This window comes from Proteus terrae, from assembly GCF_003144325.1.
Classification (GTDB): Bacteria; Pseudomonadota; Gammaproteobacteria; order Enterobacterales; family Enterobacteriaceae; genus Proteus; species Proteus terrae.
Genome location: NZ_PENS01000021.1, coordinates 1 through 24267, shown reverse-complemented (window position 1 = coordinate 24267; position 24267 = coordinate 1). Strand labels below are relative to the sequence as shown.

General features: G+C 36.3%; 25 protein-coding genes. 15 read left to right on the top strand and 10 right to left on the bottom strand.

Features of this window, described 5'->3' with window-relative positions:
* Positions 1–3: 3 nt before the first annotated feature.
* The 3 genes from mdtN to DK857_RS17815 are packed head-to-tail and all read left to right on the top strand — an operon-like array spanning position 4 to position 4356.
* A complete protein-coding gene (mdtN, locus tag DK857_RS17825; RefSeq protein WP_109402892.1) occupies positions 4–1044 on the top strand; it encodes a multidrug transporter subunit MdtN in 1041 nt (346 codons plus the stop codon).
* On the top strand, positions 1034–2887 hold the full coding sequence (locus tag DK857_RS17820) for an FUSC family protein (RefSeq protein ID WP_109402891.1): 1854 nt from the start codon (positions 1034–1036) through the stop codon (positions 2885–2887). The genes mdtN and DK857_RS17820 overlap by 11 nt, the downstream gene beginning before the upstream one ends.
* On the top strand, positions 2887–4356 hold the full coding sequence (locus DK857_RS17815) for a TolC family protein (RefSeq protein WP_109402890.1): 1470 nt from the start codon (positions 2887–2889) through the stop codon (positions 4354–4356). The genes DK857_RS17820 and DK857_RS17815 overlap by 1 nt, the downstream gene beginning before the upstream one ends.
* 81 nt (positions 4357–4437) lie before the next feature.
* On the opposite strand, the gene DK857_RS17810 is transcribed toward DK857_RS17815, so the two are convergent.
* Complete coding sequence (locus DK857_RS17810; protein ID WP_227003214.1) at positions 4438–5526, bottom strand: linear amide C-N hydrolase; 1089 nt, start codon at positions 5524–5526, stop codon at positions 4438–4440.
* Positions 5527–5630: 104 nt separating this feature from the next.
* Between DK857_RS17810 and DK857_RS17805 the strand changes: the two genes are divergently transcribed.
* A complete protein-coding gene (locus DK857_RS17805) occupies positions 5631–6044 on the top strand; it encodes a DUF6122 family protein (protein WP_109402889.1) in 414 nt (137 codons plus the stop codon).
* 27 nt (positions 6045–6071) lie between these two features.
* Here DK857_RS17805 and DK857_RS17800 read toward each other — a convergent pair whose 3' ends face one another.
* Together DK857_RS17800 and DK857_RS17795 are read right to left on the bottom strand one after the other, a co-directional pair.
* The gene (locus DK857_RS17800) at positions 6072–6503 is read right to left on the bottom strand and encodes a DMT family transporter (protein WP_109393740.1); all 432 of its coding nucleotides are present in this window, start codon (positions 6501–6503) and stop codon (positions 6072–6074) included.
* 3 nt (positions 6504–6506) lie between these two features.
* The gene (locus DK857_RS17795; RefSeq protein WP_234566649.1) at positions 6507–6710 is read right to left on the bottom strand and encodes a DMT family transporter; all 204 of its coding nucleotides are present in this window, start codon (positions 6708–6710) and stop codon (positions 6507–6509) included.
* Between the two features lie 46 nt (positions 6711–6756).
* On the opposite strand from DK857_RS17795, the gene DK857_RS19170 reads away from it, so the two are divergent.
* The gene (locus DK857_RS19170; RefSeq protein ID WP_157957622.1) at positions 6757–7071 is read left to right on the top strand and encodes a LysR substrate-binding domain-containing protein; all 315 of its coding nucleotides are present in this window, start codon (positions 6757–6759) and stop codon (positions 7069–7071) included.
* Here the strand turns inward: DK857_RS19170 and DK857_RS17785 are convergent, their stop codons facing one another.
* The gene (locus DK857_RS17785; protein ID WP_109402887.1) at positions 7072–7548 is read right to left on the bottom strand and encodes a hypothetical protein; all 477 of its coding nucleotides are present in this window, start codon (positions 7546–7548) and stop codon (positions 7072–7074) included. It lies immediately after the preceding gene.
* A 236-nt stretch (positions 7549–7784) separates the two neighbouring features.
* Between DK857_RS17785 and yegD the strand changes: the two genes are divergently transcribed.
* The 3 genes from yegD to DK857_RS17770 all read left to right on the top strand — a co-directional run bounded on the left by yegD (position 7785) and on the right by DK857_RS17770 (position 10739).
* Positions 7785–9137, top strand: a complete 1353-nt coding sequence (yegD, locus tag DK857_RS17780) for a molecular chaperone (RefSeq protein ID WP_109402886.1) — start codon at positions 7785–7787, stop codon at positions 9135–9137.
* 140 nt (positions 9138–9277) lie between these two features.
* A complete protein-coding gene (locus tag DK857_RS17775) occupies positions 9278–10303 on the top strand; it encodes a threonine aldolase family protein (protein WP_109402885.1) in 1026 nt (341 codons plus the stop codon).
* Between the two features lie 172 nt (positions 10304–10475).
* Positions 10476–10739: a DUF3811 domain-containing protein gene (locus DK857_RS17770; RefSeq protein WP_109402884.1), complete on the top strand. Its 264-nt coding sequence runs from the start codon at positions 10476–10478 to the stop codon at positions 10737–10739.
* Positions 10740–10783: 44 nt separating this feature from the next.
* Here the strand turns inward: DK857_RS17770 and DK857_RS17765 are convergent, their stop codons facing one another.
* The 5 genes from DK857_RS17765 to DK857_RS17745 all read right to left on the bottom strand — a co-directional run bounded on the left by DK857_RS17765 (position 10784) and on the right by DK857_RS17745 (position 17254).
* Complete coding sequence (locus DK857_RS17765) at positions 10784–11542, bottom strand: hypothetical protein (RefSeq protein WP_109402883.1); 759 nt, start codon at positions 11540–11542, stop codon at positions 10784–10786.
* A gap of 206 nt (positions 11543–11748) precedes the next feature.
* Complete coding sequence (gene xylB, locus DK857_RS17760; protein ID WP_109402882.1) at positions 11749–13203, bottom strand: xylulokinase; 1455 nt, start codon at positions 13201–13203, stop codon at positions 11749–11751.
* A 72-nt stretch (positions 13204–13275) separates the two neighbouring features.
* Positions 13276–14592, bottom strand: coding sequence for a xylose isomerase (gene xylA, locus DK857_RS17755; RefSeq protein ID WP_109402881.1), 1317 nt, complete (start codon positions 14590–14592; stop codon positions 13276–13278).
* Between the two features lie 10 nt (positions 14593–14602).
* Positions 14603–16078, bottom strand: a complete 1476-nt coding sequence (nhaC, locus tag DK857_RS17750; RefSeq protein WP_109402880.1) for a Na+/H+ antiporter NhaC — start codon at positions 16076–16078, stop codon at positions 14603–14605.
* Positions 16079–16084: 6 nt separating this feature from the next.
* Complete coding sequence (locus DK857_RS17745; RefSeq protein WP_109402879.1) at positions 16085–17254, bottom strand: MalY/PatB family protein; 1170 nt, start codon at positions 17252–17254, stop codon at positions 16085–16087.
* 188 nt (positions 17255–17442) lie between these two features.
* Between DK857_RS17745 and DK857_RS17740 the strand changes: the two genes are divergently transcribed.
* Positions 17443–18609, top strand: a complete 1167-nt coding sequence (locus tag DK857_RS17740) for a XylR family transcriptional regulator (protein ID WP_109402878.1) — start codon at positions 17443–17445, stop codon at positions 18607–18609.
* Between the two features lie 49 nt (positions 18610–18658).
* On the opposite strand, the gene DK857_RS17735 is transcribed toward DK857_RS17740, so the two are convergent.
* A complete protein-coding gene (locus DK857_RS17735; protein ID WP_109402877.1) occupies positions 18659–18949 on the bottom strand; it encodes a VF530 family protein in 291 nt (96 codons plus the stop codon).
* A gap of 457 nt (positions 18950–19406) precedes the next feature.
* On the opposite strand from DK857_RS17735, the gene DK857_RS17730 reads away from it, so the two are divergent.
* The 6 genes from DK857_RS17730 (at position 19407) to DK857_RS17705 (ending at position 24168) form a co-directional block, all read left to right on the top strand.
* Positions 19407–20195 (top strand): LEM-3-like GIY-YIG domain-containing protein, encoded by a 789-nt coding sequence (locus DK857_RS17730; protein WP_109393729.1) that lies wholly within the window; start codon positions 19407–19409, stop codon positions 20193–20195.
* A gap of 310 nt (positions 20196–20505) precedes the next feature.
* On the top strand, positions 20506–21624 hold the full coding sequence (locus DK857_RS17725; protein WP_109402876.1) for an AAA family ATPase: 1119 nt from the start codon (positions 20506–20508) through the stop codon (positions 21622–21624).
* Positions 21621–22049, top strand: a complete 429-nt coding sequence (locus tag DK857_RS17720; RefSeq protein WP_109402875.1) for a bpX5 domain-containing protein — start codon at positions 21621–21623, stop codon at positions 22047–22049. Before DK857_RS17725 ends, DK857_RS17720 begins: the two co-directional genes overlap by 4 nt.
* A gap of 33 nt (positions 22050–22082) precedes the next feature.
* The gene (locus DK857_RS17715; RefSeq protein ID WP_109402874.1) at positions 22083–22649 is read left to right on the top strand and encodes a hypothetical protein; all 567 of its coding nucleotides are present in this window, start codon (positions 22083–22085) and stop codon (positions 22647–22649) included.
* 78 nt (positions 22650–22727) lie between these two features.
* Positions 22728–23981: a hypothetical protein gene (locus DK857_RS17710; RefSeq protein WP_109402873.1), complete on the top strand. Its 1254-nt coding sequence runs from the start codon at positions 22728–22730 to the stop codon at positions 23979–23981.
* A complete protein-coding gene (locus DK857_RS17705; RefSeq protein WP_109402872.1) occupies positions 23974–24168 on the top strand; it encodes a bpX6 domain-containing protein in 195 nt (64 codons plus the stop codon). The genes DK857_RS17710 and DK857_RS17705 overlap by 8 nt, the downstream gene beginning before the upstream one ends.
* Positions 24169–24267 lie beyond the last annotated feature (99 nt).

Here is a 24267-nt window from a genome sequence, read left to right as displayed (position 1 = left end):
ATTATGGATAAAAAAATCAAAAAAAAGCTGGCGCTTATAATCACTGTGATCGTTTTTGTGATTACACTCATCTTATTGTGGAAAAACATTCAATTGTCAGCGTTAAATCCACTCAGTGAAGATGCAATAATTGATGCTAACAAAATTAACATATCATCAACTGTGCCGGGCCGAATTAGTGCTATTTACGTCAAAGAAAATAGCAAAGTTAATAAAGGGGATTTACTGTTTACTATCGATCCCACTATGTACGCATTAAGAGTTCAGCAAGCAAAAGAACAGCTCATGATTGCTGAAGCAACATTAAGTAACAAACAACGTATTATTATTGCAGAAACATCAAATTCAGAAGTTGCAGAAGCACAAATAAAACGTGCTCAAGTCAATTTGTTATTAGCGACTCAATCACTCAATAGATTAGAGCCATTATTAGCAAAAGGATTTGTGACCGCACAACAAGTTGATGATGCTAGAACATTAAAACATGATGCAGAAGTCACATTAAAACAGGCACAAAAACAAAATGTCGCCTCAGAAGCCCTAATTAATAATACAGATTCAGAAGTAGCATTAGTGAAATCGTTAAAAACCTCATTGGAAATGGCTGAATGGGAATTAAGTAATACTGAAGTAAAAGCGCCAAGCAATGGTTACGTTGCTGGATTAGTGCTATCACCAGGTGAATTTATTATTTCTGGACAGTCTGTATTTACCTTAATTGATACTGATACTTGGTATGCTTCAGCTTATTTTAAAGAGACCGATTTAAATAATATAAAAATAGGTAACTGCGTCGTTATTTATTCAATGATTGATAATAAGCACCCCATTAAAGGCAAAGTAGAAGGTATTAGCCGAGGGATCATGTCGACTGATCTTATTAATATTCCAAGAGACTTACCTTATGTACCTAAATCATTAAATTGGGTTAGAGTTCAACAACGGTTTCCTGTTAAAGTCACTATCACCAATCCACCAGAAGATCTTATGCGGGTTGGCGCTACAGCAACTGTCAATATAATAGCTAACGACGATGATTGTTAAACCCTCTCTAATAGTGAAACAAGTCAAAAAAGACTTGTTACCCTTTGATTTTCGTTTAGCAACTACTTGGCGCATTGCATTACTTTGTGCCTTAATGGCTGCTATTGCGATGATTTATGAAATTCCCGAATCTGCAATAAGTTGCTATTTAATTATCTATTTAATCAAAGCTGATGCTGTACAAAATATATTATTATCTGTTGGCGTAATTATTTTATGTTCTATTGTCGTGTGTATTATCTTTGTTCTTTTTAACCTCACGATACAAAACATTATTTTACGATTCTTCTTTATGGCTTTGTTTTCAGCTGTTTTTATGTATTTAGCATCGGCCAGTAGCCTTGGTGACATTGGTAATTTAGTCGCTTTAGTTATCGCCTTTTTAATGACTTTAATTGATGACATCCCTGTAGGAGATGTTGCAACAAGAGCATTACTTTATGCATTACTGATGGCAGTATCTCCAATGTTATTGGTTATTTTATTTAATTTCTTTGTTGGCATTAGCCCAAGAAAATTACTGTTAAACAGGATCGCCACACGCTTTTCTATTGCAAGTGATTTCTTTTTAGGAAGAAAAGAAAGCCAACTAGAAATTAGTGAATTACTGAGTACACAAACAGAATGTAAACGTTATTTAATGTTTATTAAAATGTTTTATTTACGGGGAAGAGAAGACATTAAATGGTTAGAAAATATTATTGATAACTCTTATCAAATATTAATTATGTCATTAACTTTTGATAAAAACACGCCAACTTCTATACGTTTTCTTCTTTCTAAAAGATGTTTAGAAATTGCCGATTGTTTTACACACCATCAAATAGATAAAATAAAAGATAAACAACAAGCTCAATATACAATAAGTGAACTTCACTTATTAAATACTTTTAATAAGATTTTATCTAATAAAAGAGAAATTAAACCGGTACAGAAAAAAACACCTTTTTTTGTTAGTGATGCATTTACAAACCCTAACCATAAGTACTTCGCTTTAAAAACCACTATAGCCGCTATTCTATGTTATATCTTTTATGATTATTTTAAATGGCAGGGCATTCATACTGCAATGATCACTTGTTATGTTGTGGCATTAACATCTGTCGGTGAAACAGTTCATAAATTAACATTGCGGATCACCGGATGCCTAATTGGGGCACTAATTGGCATGATTTCATTGCTTTATATTATCCCTAACTTATCTGATGTTTTTGAATTAATGGTGCTGATCTTTTTCTGCTTATTACCTGCAGCTTGGGTTGCTGTTGGCAATGAACGTATCTCTTATGCCGGTGTACAAGTCGGTTTAGCATTTTTATTAACAACATTACATGGATTTAAACCTAGTTTTGATATGGACGTAGTCTCTGATCGCATTTTAGGCATTTTGTTAGGTAATATTGTGATGTACATTATTTTCACAAAAGTATGGCCTTCAAGTATTGTTAATACGATATACAAACAAATCACTTCTATTTTAGATAATTATATAGACCTAAGATATTCGACAAATAAAAACGATATGTTAATTTTAGTTTCATCCGTAAATGAAGCTATTACACAATCAAAAGACAATATAAACTTACTCATTTTTGAAAAAAAAGATAGAGAAAGAAATAAAAATCTAATGCTTTTTTTTAAGGAGTCATTAAATAAAATTTCTTATATTAGTTATCATAATTACGCTCATGAATTTATTTTTGAAAATAATCTTGCTTATTCAAATATCGATGAAAATTCAAAATATGAATTTAAAAAAAACATCCTTAATGAAGAAATGAAAATATTACCGGCAGATGAAAGAGAACTTGTATTTAAACATTTAATAAGAGAAAAACTATAATGATAAATTTAGTCATTAATAATAAGAAAAACATTCTGTCATCTCTGTTAAGCCTATTACTTGTTGGTTGTGTTGACACAAACAGTTCATTTAAGCAGTATTCTCAAGAGCCTATCGCTTATGATAATACTCAATATCTTTCCTCATCGGCTAAGCAATACTTATCGCTCCCTCAAGAACAAACGGTTAAATCTCGCTATGCTTTAGCTGACCTGATAGATTTAGGGCAACAAAATAACCCAGACACACGTATTGCATGGGAATTAGCAAAAAAATCAGCCACTGATATTGGTATGGTAGAAAGCACATATTTGCCAATTATCACAGCAACAGCACTCGCAGGGTATCAACATGGGAAAATTGATTTACCTAAAAATCCTATTGTTGATGATATAAAAACATCTAGTAGCGCTTTTATTCCAGCACTCACATTTAGATGGCTTATTTTTGATTTTGGTAAACGAGGGGCATTAGTTGATGCTGCGAAACATACTTCATTAGCAATAAATCTTAATTTTAATCTGATGCATCAAAAAATTATTCATGATGTTTCGGTTGCCTATTTTAGCTATGGTGCAGCACAAAAGAAGGTGAATATTACTCAAAAAGCCCTTCAAAGAAGTAAAGATATTTTATATGCCGTTGAGCAAAAACGAGTGAAGGGATTAGCGACCGTATTGGACGTGGCATTAGCAAAACAACAAGTTGCACAAATTGAATTACAAAACGTGTTAGCTAAAGGTCATGAAAAAGATCAATATCAAATCTTATTGTCTGCTATTGGCGTTTCACCTTTTGAAAAAATAACCATTAATTATGCCGATGATAATTTTCTTCCTGATGATATTTCGCCGTTAACTCATGATGTGATAAAAAAAGCACTTGCACAACGTCCTGATGTTTTAGCGCAATATGAATTACAACAAGCCGCAATTAAGGCTGCTAATTCTGTCGAATCTGATTATTTCCCTAAAGTATATCTTGCTGGTGCACTTGCAGGAGGAACAGGTAGCTTTGATGTTCAGGGACTTCCTGATATTAGCCAAAGAACGTCATCTTCTAATATCTTGATCGGAGTCAGTATTCCATTATATGAAGGCGGAATACGTCAATCTAGAATGGCAAATGCACAGTCAGAAATTAGGCTAGCTCAAGAAAATTTACGCAAAAGCCAAGATCTTGCAATAAAAGAGATTTCAATTAGCGAAAATGCTCTCAAATCAGCACTTGAGGCAAATAAAGCGTCTAAAAATTTAGTAGAGACAACACAATTAACATATACCGCCAGTGTAGAATTTTATCGCAACGGATTGGGAACAGTAACCGAAATTAATACCGCAGAGGTTGCATTATTAAATGCACAAATGTCTCAGATTGATGCCTATACAGGAGCACAGATTGCAGCCGTTGATTTAGCATTTGCATTAGGTGAAATAGGTAGGGTGTTGCCTAATTCAGCACCACATTAGAAATATTTCTTTTGTATATTGTTATTTTAGTAGAGGTGGCGTTAATAATAAATCGCCAGCCTCTAACGCAACGATGAAAGATTATTTATTCAAGTTAATCTGTTCAAAAGCAGGTTTATTCATATCTTTAAACTGTGAAAGAGAATATTCGGTATAGTTGATATCGTTATAGCCTCTTATTTTCATTGTACCATTCGTCAAATCAGATAACGTTGTCCAAACAGTGTATTCCGTTTGCAGTTGATTACTAGTGCTTTGACTTTCGCCCATGATATCAGCCGTGATATTTTTTGTTCTATCAAAGCGATTCATAATGTGCGCTAGGGTATTCATCGCTTCGGGTGTTGATTCGGCTGTTGGTGCGTAGGTTGAAAAATAAACCGCGCGGATAAATCGGCCGACAGACGTATCTGATGAAGGTAATTGAGATGTTGCAATGCCACTATCAGGCTGTACGACATTGATATTAGCCAATTTACCTGAAGATTTATCAATATTAGTTAATTGGCTATAATTATTGAGGTTAGTTAAATGCCAAGGAAAGTCTGGACCATTTGTCATTACACGGGTTGGATTTTGATAAACGTGTAATTTACCGTTTGTAGCTTCAACGACAATACTGCCACCTTTTTTATCATAAAAAGCATAGTGAAAAGGCGATTTTAGATTGCCAAAGTTTTTTAACACGGGAGCCCAAAAATAACCTGACTCAACCGCTTTTTGTACTTCTTCAACTGTTGAAAAATTAGCTAAAGCCCATTCACCTATAGAAGTAACGGGAATGGCTTTATCATAATCCTTTTTATCAAGCGGTGATAATTCAGCTTCTGTTATCATATTGGCGCTAAATGACAAACCCGCACTATTTAAACCTTGTAATAGGTTATGATCATCACCATCAAAAAAGATATCTGTTGTAACGGCTAATATGTCATATTTATTGCTATAACTTAGGCTATTTTCACCATTAGGAGCTTTTTTTGTGAATTGTGTATTTTTAGGATAAAAAGTAACCCATGAAGGTAAATCTGCCGTCAGTTCAAGTGTTCTACCTTGGTAAACGTTATTATTTTTATCAAGTATAGCCAAACTAGAACAGGCTTCACTCGCTACTGAAACAGCGAGTAATGAGGATAATAAACCAACCAATATTTTATTGCGTTTCATTATGAATTCCTTAATTAAAAAAAACTCCTTTAAAGTTAGTTCAAATAAAGAATACGACAACTATTTGGTAATTAAATAACAAATATTTTTAGAACATTGGAGATCTTGTGATACTTGAAATTGTTAGAACATTTTTACACTATAGCTTGCATTTTCTGGCACCCATTTTATTCGGCTATCTTTTCTGGCGTAAGAATTGGAAGATAGCCTCACTTCTTATGATAGGAACAATGGCCATCGATATTGACCATTTGTTAGCAACACCTATATTTGATCCCAACCGCTGTAGCGTAGGCTTTCATCCATTACATACTTTTTGGGCTGCCTTGATTTATTTAGGGATATGGTTTTTACCCTCATGGAAAGTAAAAGCCATTGCAGTAGGGTGTTTATTTCATTTATTTACCGACTCAGTTGACTGCTATTTAGGTGGATTAAAACCCAATCTAACAATAACGATGAGTTGTGATAAAAATTACTTTATGTCTACTTTCAATAATAAATTTATTGCACCCAAATAGTAGGGATTTTAATTATCCCTTTATTTTTTATTTAGATTGCTTAGTAAATTTTATTAACACACCACCAATAATCAGCAAAACACCTATTATTTGCAATAGTAGGTTATTACTTTCAATACCACTGAATATATCAATAACTAGACTTGAGATCATTTGTCCGCAAATGGCTAAAACAGACGTTAACATAACCCCCAATAACGGTAGAACATAACTATTAATGACAACGAAGAATGCACCAATAATACCACCAGCAAAGGCAATTAAAGGGATCGTAGATACTTCAATAGCGTGGTAATCTTTCACCCATAGAACAAAGATAGTTAAAAATATAAAACCGACTAAGTGATTGATTAAAGAGCTATAAAAAGCATTGCTATTTTGTGCTAACTTACCATTCAGAGTACGACTTGTTACAATACAAACACCATTAAATAATGCAATTAAAATAAAAACACTCATTAGTTATCTACCTACAATTAATAATGCACTACCAGAAATAAGTAAAAAGCACATAAATAAATCACGTAGGATGATTTTCCTTTTTTCAACCCCAAACCATCCCATTGCATCAACAATAACGCTAAAAAGAATTTGCCCTGTTATCATTAAAATAATACTACCGGAGAGCGATAATGGGCTATTTACTGTAATTGCAGCTAATAACACCGTAAATGCACCAGGGATCCCTCCCAAATACAATAGGATTTTTATTTTGTTATTGTTTTTCTTATATAGTCACATTCCTAAAGGTAGTTATCGTGCCAATAATAGTGAAGCATTATTACAAGCCGTTTTACAGGGAATAGGTATTGCTTTACTCCCTCATTTCATTACTCAAACAGCCTTATCAAATACAGATAAAAAGCTTATCCCTATATTGACGCGCTTCGATTTACCTGAGCACTTTATTTATGCGGTTTATCCTGACAAAAAAAATCTTCCGCGCAAGATAACGCTATTTGTTGATTTCTTAAAAGAGCAATTTGGTGTTAATAGCGACTATCAACACAATATCGAAAAAGAATAATCACAATAAACGGTTATCATCACCGAAAAAATCATCTGCTAACCACTGCGTTACGGTTCTATCATTAATTTGATTTGCTTGCAGCTTCTCAATCGCAAAATATTCAGGGAATGAGCCATCAGATTCATCATACTCTTTTTCAAGTTGTTCTAATTTAACAAGCGCATTTTCATATTTATCAAAAATCGCTTCAATATCACGATAGATCTGACCAAATCCTTCACTAAAACGTGAAACTATGTAATAAAAATCTGAAAGAGGAATATCACAGCTAAAACTGTCTAATTTCACCTCTTCAACTTCTATCCATCGGTCTTTTTCAGCGAGTATTTTGACTTGATTATCCTCGCTTTGATTATCTCTAATAAATGTCGTTTTTGCTTTTTCAGCAATGTCCTCATTATCAAAAGCACCTAAAATAAAATCAGGTCCTTCATAACCTGAAATTCCTACTACGCATAAGTGAATTGTGTTCATTTATTTATCCATAAAAAATATCTAATAAATTTGCTTACTTATCTTACCTACTTTTCTTTTGTACATTGAGTTTAATAGGGAATAAATGTGCTAAAAAATAGCAACTAATCCAATCATTTTTATTGTCGCTCTAAGAGGTTTTTCTCTCTTTTAAACCTCATAATCTGATGGTAATTGCAAAAAGCTTGATGTAGAGTGCTCAGTCTTTTTTTAATGAAGTCTATTGGGGAGGCTGAATGTTTATTGGCTTTGACTATGGAACATCGAACTGTTCTGTTGCAATTATGAAAGAGGGGAAACCCACTCTTTTGCCTTTAGAAGGTAGTGATGTGTATATTCCATCAACCCTTTGTGCGCCAACCCGTGAATCTGTTTCTGAGCACTTATTTCGCCATTTAAATATTAAACCTTCCAGTGAAGTTGGCGAACAATTGCTAAGAAAGTCGATTGCATTTAATCGAGAAGAAGATATTGAATTAGTTCCTGAAGACATTCTTTTCGGACAATCTGCACTAAGTTTATACCTACGTGATCCTCGTGATGTCTATTACGTTAAATCACCTAAATCCTTTTTAGGTGCTTCTGGTCTACATGATATACAAATTAGCTTCTTTGAAGATTTAGTTTGCGCCATGATGGCAAATATTAAGCACCAAGCAGAAAAAAGCACACAAGAAGCGATCACTGATACCGTTATTGGCAAACCGATTAACTTTAATGGGTTAGGTGGCGATGCTTCAAATAGACAAGCTGAAAGTATTCTTATCCGTGCAGCTAAAAGGGCTGGCTTTAAGAATATTATGTTTGAATTTGAACCTGTTGCTGCGGGGCTTGAATATGAGTCAACGTTAACTAAAGACCAAACTGTATTAGTCGTTGATATTGGTGGTGGTACTACTGACTGCTCATTAATTCAAATGGGGCCAAGTTATAAAGGCAAAACCGATCGTTCAAATACATTACTTGCCCATAGTGGACAACGTGTTGGTGGTAACGATCTTGATATTTACCTTGCTTTTAAACAGCTTATGCCACTATTTGGTATGACAGGATTAACGTCTTCAGGTATTAAATTACCTCTGAAACAGTTCTGGGATCCTATTGCAATTAATAATGTCGAAGCACAAAAAGATTTTTACTCTCGTCAAAACCTTGCTGTATTAAATCAGCTAAGACGTGATGCAAAAGAGCCAGAGAAAATAACGCGCCTTATTGAAGTTTATAATGAAACGTTGGGCTATAGCATTGTTAGACGTGCTGAAGAAGCTAAAATCGCTTTATCAGACTCTCCTGAATATATTGCTAATATCGCACTGTTAAGTGAAACCTTAGAATTAACTATCGAACGCGATCAGATGGTTGAATCTATTGAATCACCAAAAAGCAAAATGATTGAATTAGTTAATGATGCAGTTCAGCAAGGAGGAATAAAGCCCGATGCTGTCTTTATGACGGGAGGCTCTGCGCGTTCACCTATTTTATGTCAAGCCATTGAACAGCAATTGCCTAATATTCCGATTGTTAAAGGTAATGACTTTGGATCGGTTACCGCAGGTTTGGCGCGTTGGGGCGAGGTCTGCTTTAAATAATCAGTACTAAATAATCGGTTTTAAAGAACTGACTTTTTCAATATATTAAAGCGCTTTACATTCAATCTGTGTATTGATTAGATGTAGAGCGTTTTTCTTTATAAAACACAATAAAAATACAACATTCGACAGGAGAACACATGTACCGCTTCCAAAATGATTATAATGAAATTGCACATCCTGCGGTCATGAAGGCAATCACTGATACAGTGGGGCAACGCTATGATGGATATGGCATGGATAAGCTTTGTCATCATGCTATTCAATCAATAAAACAGCGTATTCAACAACCAGATGCGGATATTCACTTTTTTAATGGTGGTACCATTACTAATTTAACCGCTATCTCTCATTTTTTACGTCCACACCAAGCTGTTATTTCTGTTAGTACTGGACATATTGCTACACATGAAACAGGCGCTATTGAGGCGACAGGGCATAAAGTCATCACAACATTTTCTGCTGATGGTAAATTAACACCTGAGTTATTAAAACCTATTCTTGCTGAACATAATGATGAACATTGGGTTCAACCCAAGCTTGTTTATATAACAAATGCCACAGAAATCGGGACGGTTTATCGCAAAGCGGAATTGCAAGCACTACGTAACTTTTGTAACGAGCATAATTTATGGTTGTACCTTGATGGTGCTCGTTTAGCCGCAGGATTAATGTCTGCACAAAGTGATCTGACTATTGAAGACATCGCCAACTTAACCGATGCGTTTTATATCGGAGGCACGAAAATCGGTGCAATGTCAGCTGAAACGCTCGTGATTTGTCATCCCGCACTAAAATCTGATTTTCGTTTTAGCTTAAAACAAAAGGGTGGATTACAAGCGAAAGGTTGGTTATTAGGTGCGCAATTTGAAGCTTTATTTAAAGATGATCTCTATTTTAAATTAGGTAAACACCTTAATGAAATGGCATCACAATTAACCGAATTCTTTACTGAACAAGGTTTTGAATTTTTAGCACCACCTGAATCTAACCAAGTTTTTGTTATTTTACCAAACACGATTGCGGAAAAATTAACACAACAATTTGTTTTTCATCGTGTATTACTTGAGGCTCCTAACTTGAGTTGCTTACGTCTTTGTACCTCTTGGGCAACAACACAACAAGATATCAATGGATTTAAAACAGCATTTCTGCAATTAGTTTAAATTTTCTGTTTAAACTTATCTCTTATTTTTATGCATTACACGCTTATTACGTGTGTAATGCATTTTCAATGTAATCAGAATTTAATTACTTTAAATCTAAATATAATGCTGGAGAGACGCATTAATAATGTTATATTAATTACTCCTCTCTCAACATAGGTAGGGTAAAAGAATGAAGAAATTGACACTCCAAGAGATGACAGATGCCCAACAAATGCGAGTAAGAACCAGAATAGGTCAAGAGAGAAAGAAATTAGGGCGTGAATTAACTAATGCTGAAATGAACAAAGTCAAAGACTCCATTATTACCGAAATCTCCCTCGAAGTTGAAAAAGCCACCAAAAAAGCTCAAGCCCTCAAGAAAAAACAAAAACTAGCTCCTAGTGATGAAACCTATAGTTGGTCAGCCAAAAACCATCGTAGCGGATATCGTTAATTTTTTAATTAGCCCTGATACATTTATTTATCAGGGCTAAGCAATTAATTTCCTGCACTCTGAACAACAACACCCAATAAAGCGCCTAATGGTGCCAGTAATACATCACCAATAATAAATACCGGTGTTCCTATTGTATTACCGACTAAATTTCCGACATTCGTTTTTGGTGTGCCTTTTAAATCATAAAGAGCAATATTAATAGGTTTAGGTAACACTTTTTCTACGGTAATCGTATATCTCGTTTGATTACGTTCAAAAACGTTGGCATTGATCCAAAAATCAATACACCACTGCAAACTACCATCTTGTGCTTTGCACTCTTTTTTAAAATGAGCCTGTTCTAGCTCTTTTATTTCACTTTCCAGTAGTTTTACTTCAGGTTTGATTGAGAATAAAAAAACACCTTGAATATCAGAAGCTAAAACATTATCGCCTTTATTAATATGTCTATTGTGAATTTCAAAAGGAATGGCACCTTGAGATGCTATTTTGGCGCTAAAATTCATTTTAGGCATATATTTATAGATAGCTTTTAATGAGTAATCACCATAAGAGATATTATAAATTCGGGTTTTACTCGCCAGTGACATTCCTCTAAGCGAAATAGCACTACCATCTCGTATAACTAATGGTTCTTTATCTTCTTTTAATTCCAATTTAACGACTTCAATAATGATATCTTTATATTCTTCTTCATAATGATAAGTAAAATCTGAAACAGGGTTATTGTTCCATAGAGATTTAGTCATACAACCTGTTAGTAATGATACTCCGATGATAACTAAGCCTAATTTTTTCATTTTACCTTCTTATTATCTATTATGTTTTACCAATATAGAGATCTCATAGTGCGTCTTATCTTACAACAGTAAGTGAGCAGATAAACGTTATACTTTTGCTTACGTAGCGATATCTCAAATAAAATAAGAAAAGAAAATAAAAGAAAAAATAAAACCACTCTTAATTGAGTGGTTTTAAATAATACCCTGATATTGACGCAATATAGTTATATTTCCATCGTATCAATCAATGAATATAACTTTTTAAAGGCATGATATTTTTTTTCGTATGTTTTATATTTTTCTAAATCTGGTGTATGGCGTTTTTCAAGCTTAGGTTGAGAAAGAATAACTTGTGAAGAATGAGCAGGGTTTACTGCTAATTGTGCGAGTCTTGCTGCACCAAGTGCAGGGCCAACATCACCACCTTGGCGATAATCGAGGGTTTTTCCTGTAATATCTGCAAGCAATTGTCGCCAATACTCACTTTTTGCACCACCACCAATTAACGTAATGTTATCCGCTAATTGACCTGCATTTTCAGCAACTTCAATTCCTTGTCGTAACGCAAAACTCACACCTTCAAGAACAGCTTGGCATAAGTCAGCACGTTGATGTTCATGGGTTAATCCCCAAAAAACACCTTTCGCATTAGGGTTGTTATAAGGTGTTCGCTCACCTGAAAGATAAGGTAAAAACAGGAGGGGGCTATCAGCAAAAGTAGCGTGTTGAATCTCTTCAAACATCTCACCCACACTCTCAATTCCTGTCAATTGACACACCCAATCAAGGCATGATGCGGCACTTAGCATCACAGACATTAAATGCCAAGTATTAGGTAATGCATGACAAAAACTGTGTACTGCATTGTCACTATTTTGGAGAAACTTTTCGCTAACAACAAAATAAACACCTGAAGTACCTAAAGAGAGCATCGCTTGACCGGGCTGGTAAACACCGACACCAATTGCACCCGCTGCATTATCGCCACCACCGGCAATAATAGGGACTTGTTTCATCTGCCATTTTTTAGCGATATCAGCTAATAAATAGCCCGTTATTTGATTGCCTTCAAACAACGTCGGCATTTGGCGACGCGTTAAACCTGTGGCATTTAAAAGCTCATCACTCCAATCTCGCTTTTGCATATCTAGCCAAAGCGTACCTGCTGAATCCGACATATCACTGGCGAAATTACCGCTCAGCTTCCAACGTAAAAAATCTTTAGGTAATAAAACATGTTCAATACGTTGAAAAATTCCAGGCTCATTTTCAGCAACCCATTGTAATTTTGGTGCAGTAAAGCCGGGCATAACTAAATTACCCGTGATTTTTTTAAACTGGGGATATTGCGTCTCAAGTGCCTGACATTGTTTAAAACTACGGCCATCATTCCATAAGATGGCAGGACGCAACACCGCTTGTTGAGCATCAAGTAAAACGGCACCATGCATTTGTCCGCTTAACCCAATCGCCTCGATTTGATCCATTGGATAACTGCGTCCAAGCTGAAGAATGACTTCTTCTGTTGCTTGCCACCATTGTAGGGGATCTTGTTCTGACCATTGAGGGTGAGGGCGTGATATTGCTAAAGAAACGGAATGACTGGCGATAACGTCACCTTGCTCATTCATAATGATCGCTTTAACACTTGAAGTGCCTAAATCTAGCCCTAAATACATAAAGTTATCCCATGACCTGTATCTAATTAATAAACACAGCGGAAAACCCGCTGTGTTATTACATTTATGCCATTAGCCAAAAATATAGCGATTCACTAAACTTTCTAGCATTTCTTGGCGTCCACTTTGTAATTGTGGCGCTAAGGTGTTGCTTTGTGCATATTTTGCCACTTCTTCAAGGCTTAATTTACCTTGTAAGATATTTTGACCAAACTCTGCACTCCAGCCTGAATAACGCTGCGCTGTAAATTTATCAAGACCACCATCTTGGATCATTCTTGCTGCAATGCGTAATGCCATTGCCATTGTATCCATTCCTGAAATATGTCCGTATAAAAGGTCATATTTATCATTACTTTGACGACGAACTTTGGCATCAAAATTTAAACCGCCTGTTGTAAATCCACCTGATTTAAGAATTTCATACATTACTAGTGCATTTTCTTCTACGCTATTTGGGAATTGGTCTGTATCCCAGCCTAATTGTGGATCACCACGGTTAGCATCAACAGAGCCTAAAATACCTAACGCAATGGCAGTCGCAATTTCATGATGGAAGCTATGTCCTGCTAACGTTGCGTGGTTGGCTTCAATGTTTACTTTGACTTCTTTTTCAAGACCAAACTGTTTTAAGAATCCATAAACAGTCGCAGTATCGTAATCGTATTGATGTTTTGTCGGCTCTTGTGGTTTTGGTTCAATCAGTAATGTGCCTTGGAAACCAATTTTATGTTTATGCTCAACAACCATTTGCATAAAGCGACCAATTTGCTCTCTTTCTTGGCGTAAGTCTGTATTTAACAGCGTTTCATAGCCTTCGCGTCCACCCCATAATACATAGTTTTCACCACCCAGCGTTTTTGTCGCTTTCATCGCTTCACAAACTTGTGTCGCAGCCCATGCAAAAACATCAGGATCAGGGTTAGTTGCTGCTCCCGCACCATAACGAGGATTGGTGAAGCAGTTTGCGGTTCCCCATAATAGCTTAACGTTAGTTTCTTCTTGTTTTTTCGCTAATACATCGGTGATCGCCGCCATATTAGAGATATATTCATTGATGTTATTGCCTTCAGAAATAACATCGACATCATGAAAACAGTAGAAAGGAACATTGAGCTTATGAAAGAACTCAAAGGCAACATCTGCTTTGCGTTTTGCTTGCTCTAATGCTTCGCCTGGTGTTTGCCACGGTCTATCAAAAGTACCGATACCGAACATATCAGAACCATTCCAGCAAAAGTTATGCCAGTAGCAAGCGGCAAATCTTAGGTGATCTTCCATGCGTTTACCTAAAATAATCTCATCTGGATTATAGTAACGAAACGCTAGTGAGTTATCGCTTGTTGTGCCTTCATATTGAATTTGTTCAATTTTATCAAAGTAAGACATGGAACCGTCCTTATTTAGTATCAAGTTGTAATTCTGAATGTGATTCAAGCTCAGCAGTCATCTCTTCCTGCTCTTCTGGTGTTAATTTGGCAATGCCAAAGCCCGTGAAACCCCACAGTGTGGCGAAGAAGATGCCACTCCAACACAATACAGCCCAAGGTAAGTAACTTAAGGTTGCAACGCCTAACGTACCTGCCATATAAGCGCCTGCGGCTGTCCACGGTAAAATGGGTTCAAAGATAGTGGCGGAGTCTTCTACAGTACGAGCTAGGTTTTTAGGATGTAAGCCTCGTTCGATATAGGCACCGCGCAACATTTCGATAGGAATAAGGATTGAGATTTGTCCATTACAGGTCACGCCAATCATGGTTAATCCACAAGCAATTGTGGCTAAGATCATTGAACCGGTTGAGTGAACCATTTTTAATAATGCATGGACTATTACTTCTAATGCGCCACTTAACGATAAAGTGCCGGCAAAAGAGAGGGCGCAGAAGCAGATAAGCAGGGTGCTCATCATTGAGTTCATGCCTCCACGATTTAATAAGTTACCTAATAATTCAGGAACTTCTTTCCCTTGGATCATTGAGACATTGAAGCCATCAACCGCACTTTTTACGATGTCATGTAATCCAAAACCCTGAATAAGATAAGCATTAAACATCGCAATGGCGGCAGAGGTTAACATCACTGGAATAGTCGGTTTTTTCGTTACCGAACCATATAAAATCACTAATACAGGAATGAGAAGGATTAGATTAAAGTTATAAACATTCTCAAGACCATTGGTAATTAATGTCACTTTTTCTGGCACACCTTGTCCTGCTAAATCACCGTTCATGCCATAAACAGTCATCACAATCGCGGTTAAAATCAGCGAAGGCAATGTGGTGTAAAGTAAGTGCCAGATATGTTGATAGAGGTCGATCCTTGCAGCCATTGCAGCAAGATTAGTATCACCTGATAGTGGTGAAAGTTTGTCACCGAAATAGGCACCCGCAACTACGGCACCGGCTGTTGCAGCAAGGTTTGCATCCATACCGACAGCAACCCCCATAAAGGCAACACCGATGGTTCCTGCTGAGCCCCATGAGGTTCCTGTACAGACCGACACTAATGATGTCACCAATAATGCCGTAACATAAAGCATTTCTGGGCTGATCATTTTTAAGCCGTAATAGATCATCAATGGAATGGTACCACCAATCATCCATGTGCCTATTAACAAGCCCACGCTGATTAAAATCAGCAAGGCTGGCATGGTTTTAGCAATTTTTTGTGAGATTGCCGTTAAGATCTCGTCATAGCGATACCCTAATCGTTTGACCAATAGTGCAGCTACAACTGTAGACAGCACCATTAAAGGCTCTGGTGGTAAATCAAAAGCGGCGTAGCCTCCTCCTAATAGCACCACCATGGTGAATATAGGAAAAAGTGATTCGAGTAATGTAGGTGTTCTCGGACTGTTTATCGTTTGCGTTTTCATTGTAATTTATTCCAAACTGGCGTGAGGTAAGGTACGAATAAGCCGAGTGAAAACGGTTTCTAATATTGAACGAGGTGTCGCGATATTAATGCGGAAAAAACCATCCCCAACCGCACCAAAACCACGCCCCCAACTCATTTCCACTTCAGCTAATGAAACAAACCAATGTTTTAGTTGTTCTTCAGATAACTTCATTTTTTGGTAGTTAATCCATAGCATGTAGGTGCCATGACTTTGAGTGATAACCCAATCAGGAAAGTAACGTTCACATTGTTCTTTTACCCAATGTCGGTTATCAGTAAGGTACGTTTTTAATTCACCAACCCATTGTTGGCCCTGTAAGGTGTAAGCTTGTAAAAAAGCAGGAACTGAGAAATAACCTGGATTATGAATACCCGCAGCAATTAAACATTGCTTGAATTTTTCACGATATTCCGGATTGGCAATAACGATATTAGCGACTTCGAGTCCGGCTAAATTGAATGTTTTGGCGGGAGAAGTGCAAATAAAAGAGTGTTGTTTTACATAACTATTTACTGATGAAATAGGGTGATAAATTGCACCATCAAAAACAAAATCAGCATGTACATCATCAGAAATAATAAAAACCTGATATTTCTGTGCGAGTTCAGCTATTTTTAATAGATCACTTTTTTGCCATACCGTTCCTGTTGGGTTATGTGGAGATAGTAAAATAAAGCAGACAGACTGTTTAAACTTACTTTCTAAGTCATCAAAATCAATTTCATAATAACCGTCACGATACATCAACGGACTTTCTAATAGTTCACGTTGGTTGACACAAACCGCATTACTAATAGGATGATAAGCAGGTGATAAGGTTGTGACTTTATCGCCAACGCGTGTGAAGTTTTGAATATAAAGCGAGACCGCTTGAATAATGCGAGGGCAAAAAACAATAGATTCAGGCTCAACAACCCACTGATATTGCGTTTTAAACCAATTTACAGCAACGTTATTCCAGTCATGGCTAAGGTCGGTATAGCCATAAATTCCTTTGAGATTAAATTGAGTCAATGCATTAATAATAAAATCAGGCGCAGGAATATCCATATCTGCAACAGATAACGGAATAACATTGGCGTTACTATTGCACCATTTTGCGCTATAGGTATTTTGCCTAGAAATTAATTTATTAAAGTTATTCTGATACATGAAAAATCTCCTCGGCAACCGTGTTTAAAAACAAAATACTCGTTGTGATTAACATTGGTTATTCCTATTTTTTACTTTGCTATTACGAAATTTGGCTTGTGTGATAGTAATCACATAGCGATGAAAGCAAGTTCTAGCAAAATTAAAGCTGTGGTTTAATGCCTAGCTGGATAATTAGGTAGAGTAAAATGAAAAAAGATAAATACTTTCGTATTGTGCTGTTATTCAACGCTAATAAAGTCTATGACCGACAAGTGGTTGAGGGTGTTGGAGAGTATCTTCAGGCATCACAGTGCCATTGGGATGTATTTATTGAAGAAGATTTTCGCACTCGGCTTGATAATATAAACCATTGGGTTTGTGATGGTATTATTGCTGATTTTGATGATCCGATTATTGCTAAGCATTTAAGCCAATCACCATTAACGGTTATTGGTGTCGGAGGCTCTTATCATCAAGAAGAAAATTATCCTCCCGTTCCTTATATCGCCACTGATAATTATGAATTAGTTCAACAAGCCTTTTTACATTTAAAACAAAAAGGGCTTAAACACTTTGCATTTTATGGTTTACCAGCAAAAGATCATCCTCATTGGTCGAATGAACGAGAGCATGCATTTCGACAATTAGTCACCAGCGAAAAATATCCGGGTATCATTTATAACGGCATGGATATTACACAAGAGAATTGGCAACACGCGCAAAATCGTTTATCCGATTGGATACAAACTTTACCACCACAAACTGGAATTATTGCGGTCACTGATGCAAGAGCACGACACTTACTGCAAGTTTGCGACAATTTAAATATTAATGTTCCTGAAGAAATAAGCATTATCGGTATTGATGATGAAGATATGACACGTTATTTATCTCGCATTGCATTATCTTCTGTTGTGCAAGGTTCACGACAAATGGGGTATTTAGCAGCCAAAATATTACATCAAACGCTGGAAGGGCAACCAACCAATAAACAACAAAGAGTGTTAGTTCCACCTGTTAAAATAGTCGAACGTCGCTCAACCGATTTTCACTCATTTAACGATCCTACCGTTGTGCAAGCCATGCATTATATTTATTACAATGCCTGCAAAGGGATAAAAACAGAGCAAGTTTTAGATGCGGTTAATATGTCGCGTTCTAATTTAGAGCAACGGTTTAAAAAGGAGATCGGCAAGACAATTCATACCGTTATTTATGAAGAGAAACTCAAACGCGCTCAAAATTTATTAGCCACCACAACACTCGCAATCCAAGAAATATCAGTGATGTGTGGCTATCCTTCATTGCAATATTTTTACTCTATCTTTAAAAAAGAATTTGGTATGACGCCGAAAGAGTTTAGGGATGAGTGAATACCAATATATGTCTATATGTCACATCATATTTATAATTAATTGAATTTTACTTTCTACGGCTATTCGCCCAAGGATCACAATCAGGGTGATCAACAACTTCAATCACATCATCAATATCAGCTTCGAGGGAATCAAGATAAAGTGCTTCTACTTCAGCACGTGCCCAAGGGGTTCTGCGCAAAAATTTTAAACTTGATTTCACGCTAGGATCACTTCTAAAGCAGTTAATTTTGATGAGTTGACCTAATTTAGCCCAGCCATATTTAGCCACCAGCGCATTTATTTGCATTTCGAGAGTAACGCCATGCAAAGGATCTTTAGAAACGTGTCCGGTCATTACTATTTTACCTACAATGAAATAGAAGAAGCGATGCAGAGTACAAGAAAGCTGTGAGAGTGGCAATAAAATGGACTGAATAAAATAGAGATAATGCGTTGTTACCCAGCATGGCTCGTAATATAAAAAATTTCCCATTTGTTTGTTTTGGAAAACTATAAGCAAACAGATAGTCAGAAACGGGGGTTTCTCTTATTAATTAAAAATCATAAAAAATCATAAATAGTTGTAATAAATTCATTGTTTCATCGCATAATGAATTATTTACTATAGAAGGAAAACTCCCGCCCATTGAAAAATGAACGATTATTTCAAACATATAAAAATATAATTATTATTACCTCATATTTATTAAATTAAATGATTAAAGCAATAGCCGTTATTTATACTACATAATCCATCCATTAAAAATAGAAATATATTATATAAATAAATTTTTATAGCGCTGGAAATAAAAATGAAAGAATTTAATAAGTACAAAAAAACATTGAATGAAATTGATTACTATGTGTATGCCCTTTGTGAAGTAAATGGGACCCGTCGTATACCATTTTATATTGGAAAAGGGAAAAATTCTCGTTGTCTTACCCACATTGCTGAAGCCGAAAAAATGAAGGAAAGTGGCGATGAATTAGATGAAAAAACACAAAAAATCATTGAATTACAAAAAAACAATATGCTTGGTATTGATATCTTGTGTCATGGGATTAATAACTCAGATAGTGCATATATGGTCGAACGGACTTGCTTAGATTTAATTGGTATTGACCTTTTGACTAATAAAATTAATGGAAAAAGCAGTAGCAATAATGAAACCTACAAAAGACAAGGCAGGTTAACAATAGAAGAAATACAATCCATTTATTCTCGTGAAGATGTTGATGTTTCACCTGAACACAGTGGTTTAGTTTTTATTTTAAATAAACTTTATAAATTTGGTATGACTGATCTTCAATTATTCGAGGCAACCAGAGGTGTGTGGCATAATCCACCAAGAAATGATGAATCTGTAAAGTATGCTTATGCTACATATAATAATATTGTTAAGGAAGTATACGAAATTCACGGATGGGTAAAAGCTGGAACACAAGAATACTTTACTCGCACAATAAAATTACCTAGTGAACGTTGGGAATTTATAGGTCGAAAAGCACCTCAAGATATTCGCGATCGCTATGTTGGAAAAGTAATCAATTATAACCGTAGTTATAGTAGTCCATTTGTCAGAGTTGGAAAAAACAACTAATTTCAGATAAAGAATAAAATAGAAATATAAATAGCAATTTATATTTCTATTTTGGCTAGCCCTATTATACGTGATCGCTATCAGCATCCTTGGGGAGAGAGCTTGCCTTTATTAGCCAAGCATCAACACATCGCGCATTAATCAATCATTCACCTAATTTAAGAAGCTTGGCATTTGATATTGCAACCGAAAGAAGAAAATCACGTTAATGAAATAAATGCTTTTCGTTGATTGAGGAGTTGAGTCAGAAAATAAAAACTTACATAATACAAGTATCTCGCCGTTAAACTCTTAATTTGTGCGTAACCATATGACATCAAATATAAATGGAATTATCGATAATATTCGTAAAGCTATACAATGCTCAACACAAGGTATGGTTGGACGCGAGCAACTTGCTGAACTAGTTATTTTAGCCGCAGTTGCTCATGAACATTTGCTTGTTATCGGCCCTCCAGGTACAGCGAAAAGTGCGGTTGTCCGCAGAGTTTCTCAAACATTGGGCGGACGTTATTTTGAATACCTTGTAGGGCGTTTTACTGAACCTTCAGAGTTATTTGGTGCCGTAGATCTCAAAAAACTAAAAGAAGGTAAAGTTGAAACCGATATCACAGGGATGTTACCTGAAGCGGATATTGTTTTTCTTGATGAGGTTTTTCTGGGGTCGACTGCAATTTTAAATACCTTATTAGGTATTTTAAATGAGCGTCGATTTAAACGTGGTCATACCGATATTATTAGTCCATTAAAAGTATGTATTGGTGCTGCTAATAGTTTGCCTGATGATCCGAACCTCGCTGCATTCTCAGATCGCTTTCTTATTCATCTTTTTATTGATTCCGTACCCGATCACCAATTAGAAGCCATGCTTGAAGGCGGATGGGCTTCAAGCCTGACTCAACTTTCAGCTCAGCTCGATATTGCTCAATTAGACGAATTACACCTTGCGGTTAAAAATGTCGATTTAACACAAGTTAGACCGTTGCTTGCTAATGCTGTACGTTCATTAAGGCATGCAGGCATCACACTTTCAGATAGACGTATTGTTCGTGTTCAGCGTCTTATTGCTGCCGCAACCGTACTCAATAATAGAGAGATTGCGACACAACAAGATCTCTGGCCTTTACTGTATGTACTACCTACTGAAGATGCTCAGCTACAAGGACGTGAAATCTTACGACAAGAACTCTCATTTTCAATGAATTCTCGATTATTTAGTTCAGTAGAAGAGGCGACATTACAACCTCAATCTCGTATGAACCGTTTAATTGAAAGAGCAACTAATGTTCTAAATGCAGAGCCTGTATCTAAAGCGGATATTGAGCTGACGTTACGAGAAATAGATGCCAATTTCTCAACAGAGATGTTAAGTGAAGAGCTTGCCAAATTACGTACACAATTAGCGATACAGTTTAGTCACTTATTATGAGTCTAACATTTCCACTGACTTGGCAACCTAATACAGCACCTCCTAAACCACTAGGAGTGTTTGCAACAGGTATAACGGCTAAACAGCTTATTGAACGTATTATTCATTTGACTGATGTTCAGCAACAACGGTTAAAAGTGATCACCAGTCAACATCGGCTTATTGTGCTAGGAAAACAGACTGATTTACCTTGGGCTGAAAATATAACGCTAATTGCACCATTTACTGAAACAGCAAAATTATGGCTCCCTATACATCAACAGCTTTTATTACCTTATGGGCTGGTGGAGCAAGCCTTAGTACAGCATTTTAAACGCCAACCACTATTACTTTTACCATCACCTCAAACAGTGATCCCTTTAGATAATCAGTGGACGTTAACACCAATGCTACGAGATACACTCACCCAATTGTGTTTTGAGTGAAATATAATGTGATACAAGGATCGGTTTATCATCATGTCATTACCCACAACACAACCTACATCGTTGCCCGAAGCGCTACAACCTTGGCAAACTTGGCTTAGCTGGTTAGATCCCGAATTAATTCCTGCATTTTCTGATCTATTACAACGCCTAAGTCGTGTATTAGGCCCTGTACAGGGAAAACAACTCGGTGGCTTACCTGAACAAGATGGGATAGGGCAAATTCAGCGTAAAGGGAATTATCAGAACCTGCTACTTAGTGAATGGTTAATGGCTGATGAAGTACCTGATGAATTTATGAGACGAGCCATTAATGCAGAACATCTCTTTTTAGCACCAAACTATAAATCTCAACAATCTTTAAATCAGATCACTGTGCTTTTTGATACCGGTATTTCACAACTGGGTGAATGCCGCTTAGTGCATATTGCAATGCTTATTATATTGGCACAACGAGCAGAAAAAGCAGGTTGCACATTAATGTGGGGAACTTTGCAATCAATCATTCCATTAATGCCACTAAACACCATAAACGATCTACGCGAATTATTGACACGCCGGACTTATTCACCTGTTTTAAAAGAAAATATCGCGCATTGACAAAACGTTATTGCCGAAGACACTGATGTACAAAATGGCGAGATTTGGTTAATTACAGGAGCTCATCAACAACCTATATTGAAACAAATTGCATCAAGCCATCATATCGAATTAACGGCAGATGACTGTTTCAATAAAACGATTGATGTCAAAATTCGCACCCCCCATTTTCAACGCCATATTGTATTACCAACGCCGCCTAGAGCCCTAAGTTCACAAATATTAAAAGGGCAAATAAGACCGCCGTCAGCGCAAAATACGCATCAACATGAACACAAGATATCACTGATGTTTTCACCCATTATCTCATTTCATGGTGGCGTGGTGGGAGTCACTTTATTAGGTAAACCTGGGTTAGTGGTTATTAAAATTCCACAGCTCAATAGATCGAATCAAAACAGTCCGCTTAAAAAACCGTTTGTATACCAAATATATCCTGATGGTCACACTATTTTGGCGTTACAGTGTCACGGAAAAAAGGTAGGGGCGTTGCTTTCAAATAACAATGGCCTCTATTTTTGGCAATTACCCAAACTCTCTTATATACCTCGACCTTCCGATGAGGAGTTTTCAGCAGGTATTGGGCGAGGTAATACACTTGCCAGTGCTTATTTATCAAATAAGGAATATTCCAGTTTATTTGTTCATGATAGATCAAGACGGCTAGTCGCTTTCTCATCCAATATTTATGCTGAAGAAAAAAACAGCTTTAAACTTGTTGAAGAGAAAGTCCTTGGTATAGAGAAAATAGCAGACAACCTACTTGTGTATATTTATCTCAATAGCAGTAGTGAATTAGTCCAAATGGTCACTGGTGCAAACTTTTCTCAAAAGAAATACCAACATCGTCTCTATTTTACTCAATTTATTTCCTATCAAAGAGTTGCATTATTTGCCTATCACCATAAATATACCAATGGTTCTAAATCAATCTCTTGTGCTATTTCATTAGGCGCTAATCGACAAAGTTGGCATGTTTATAATATGGAAATTGATGAGGTTTATGGCTATCAAATAAACTTACCTCAAGGATGGCAAGGAATAGGGCTTTTTTATCCAACACTCGATGACTCTATAGAAAAAGATTTAACCACCTTAAATATTTTGATGATAAGCCCTAACAAACGAAATATTGCCAGTTATTCAAAAGGCGAGATAGAAATCTTATATCGTACAGATAATCCGTTTACACGTTACTCATTTAGCCCATCTCAAGGCCTGTTTGCTGCATTAACGGATCATGCTCAAGTCGTTGTTTATGACGTATACCAAAAACAATTGCGCCTAAATCTTTATACCATTGGACAAGAAGGTGACACCCAAAATGCATAACGATTATATTCGTCATCCTATGTTATTGGGATATCGTCAAATCGAAGGTTTATGGCTACCAAATGACTGGTTTAACGAGACGCAACGGCTGACTTATTTAATAAAACATTGGCAAGCTAATTGTCGTATTTATCGATTTGAACAAGGGGATGTTCTCTGTTTCACTGAAAATCATAACCACCCGTAAAACGGGTGGTTTGCTCTTGCCCTATAAGGGCTTATTACCGACTGCGCCTAAATGACGCTGCTTTCTCTTCGTTCAAGCTAAGTGTCTTTGCTACTTTGG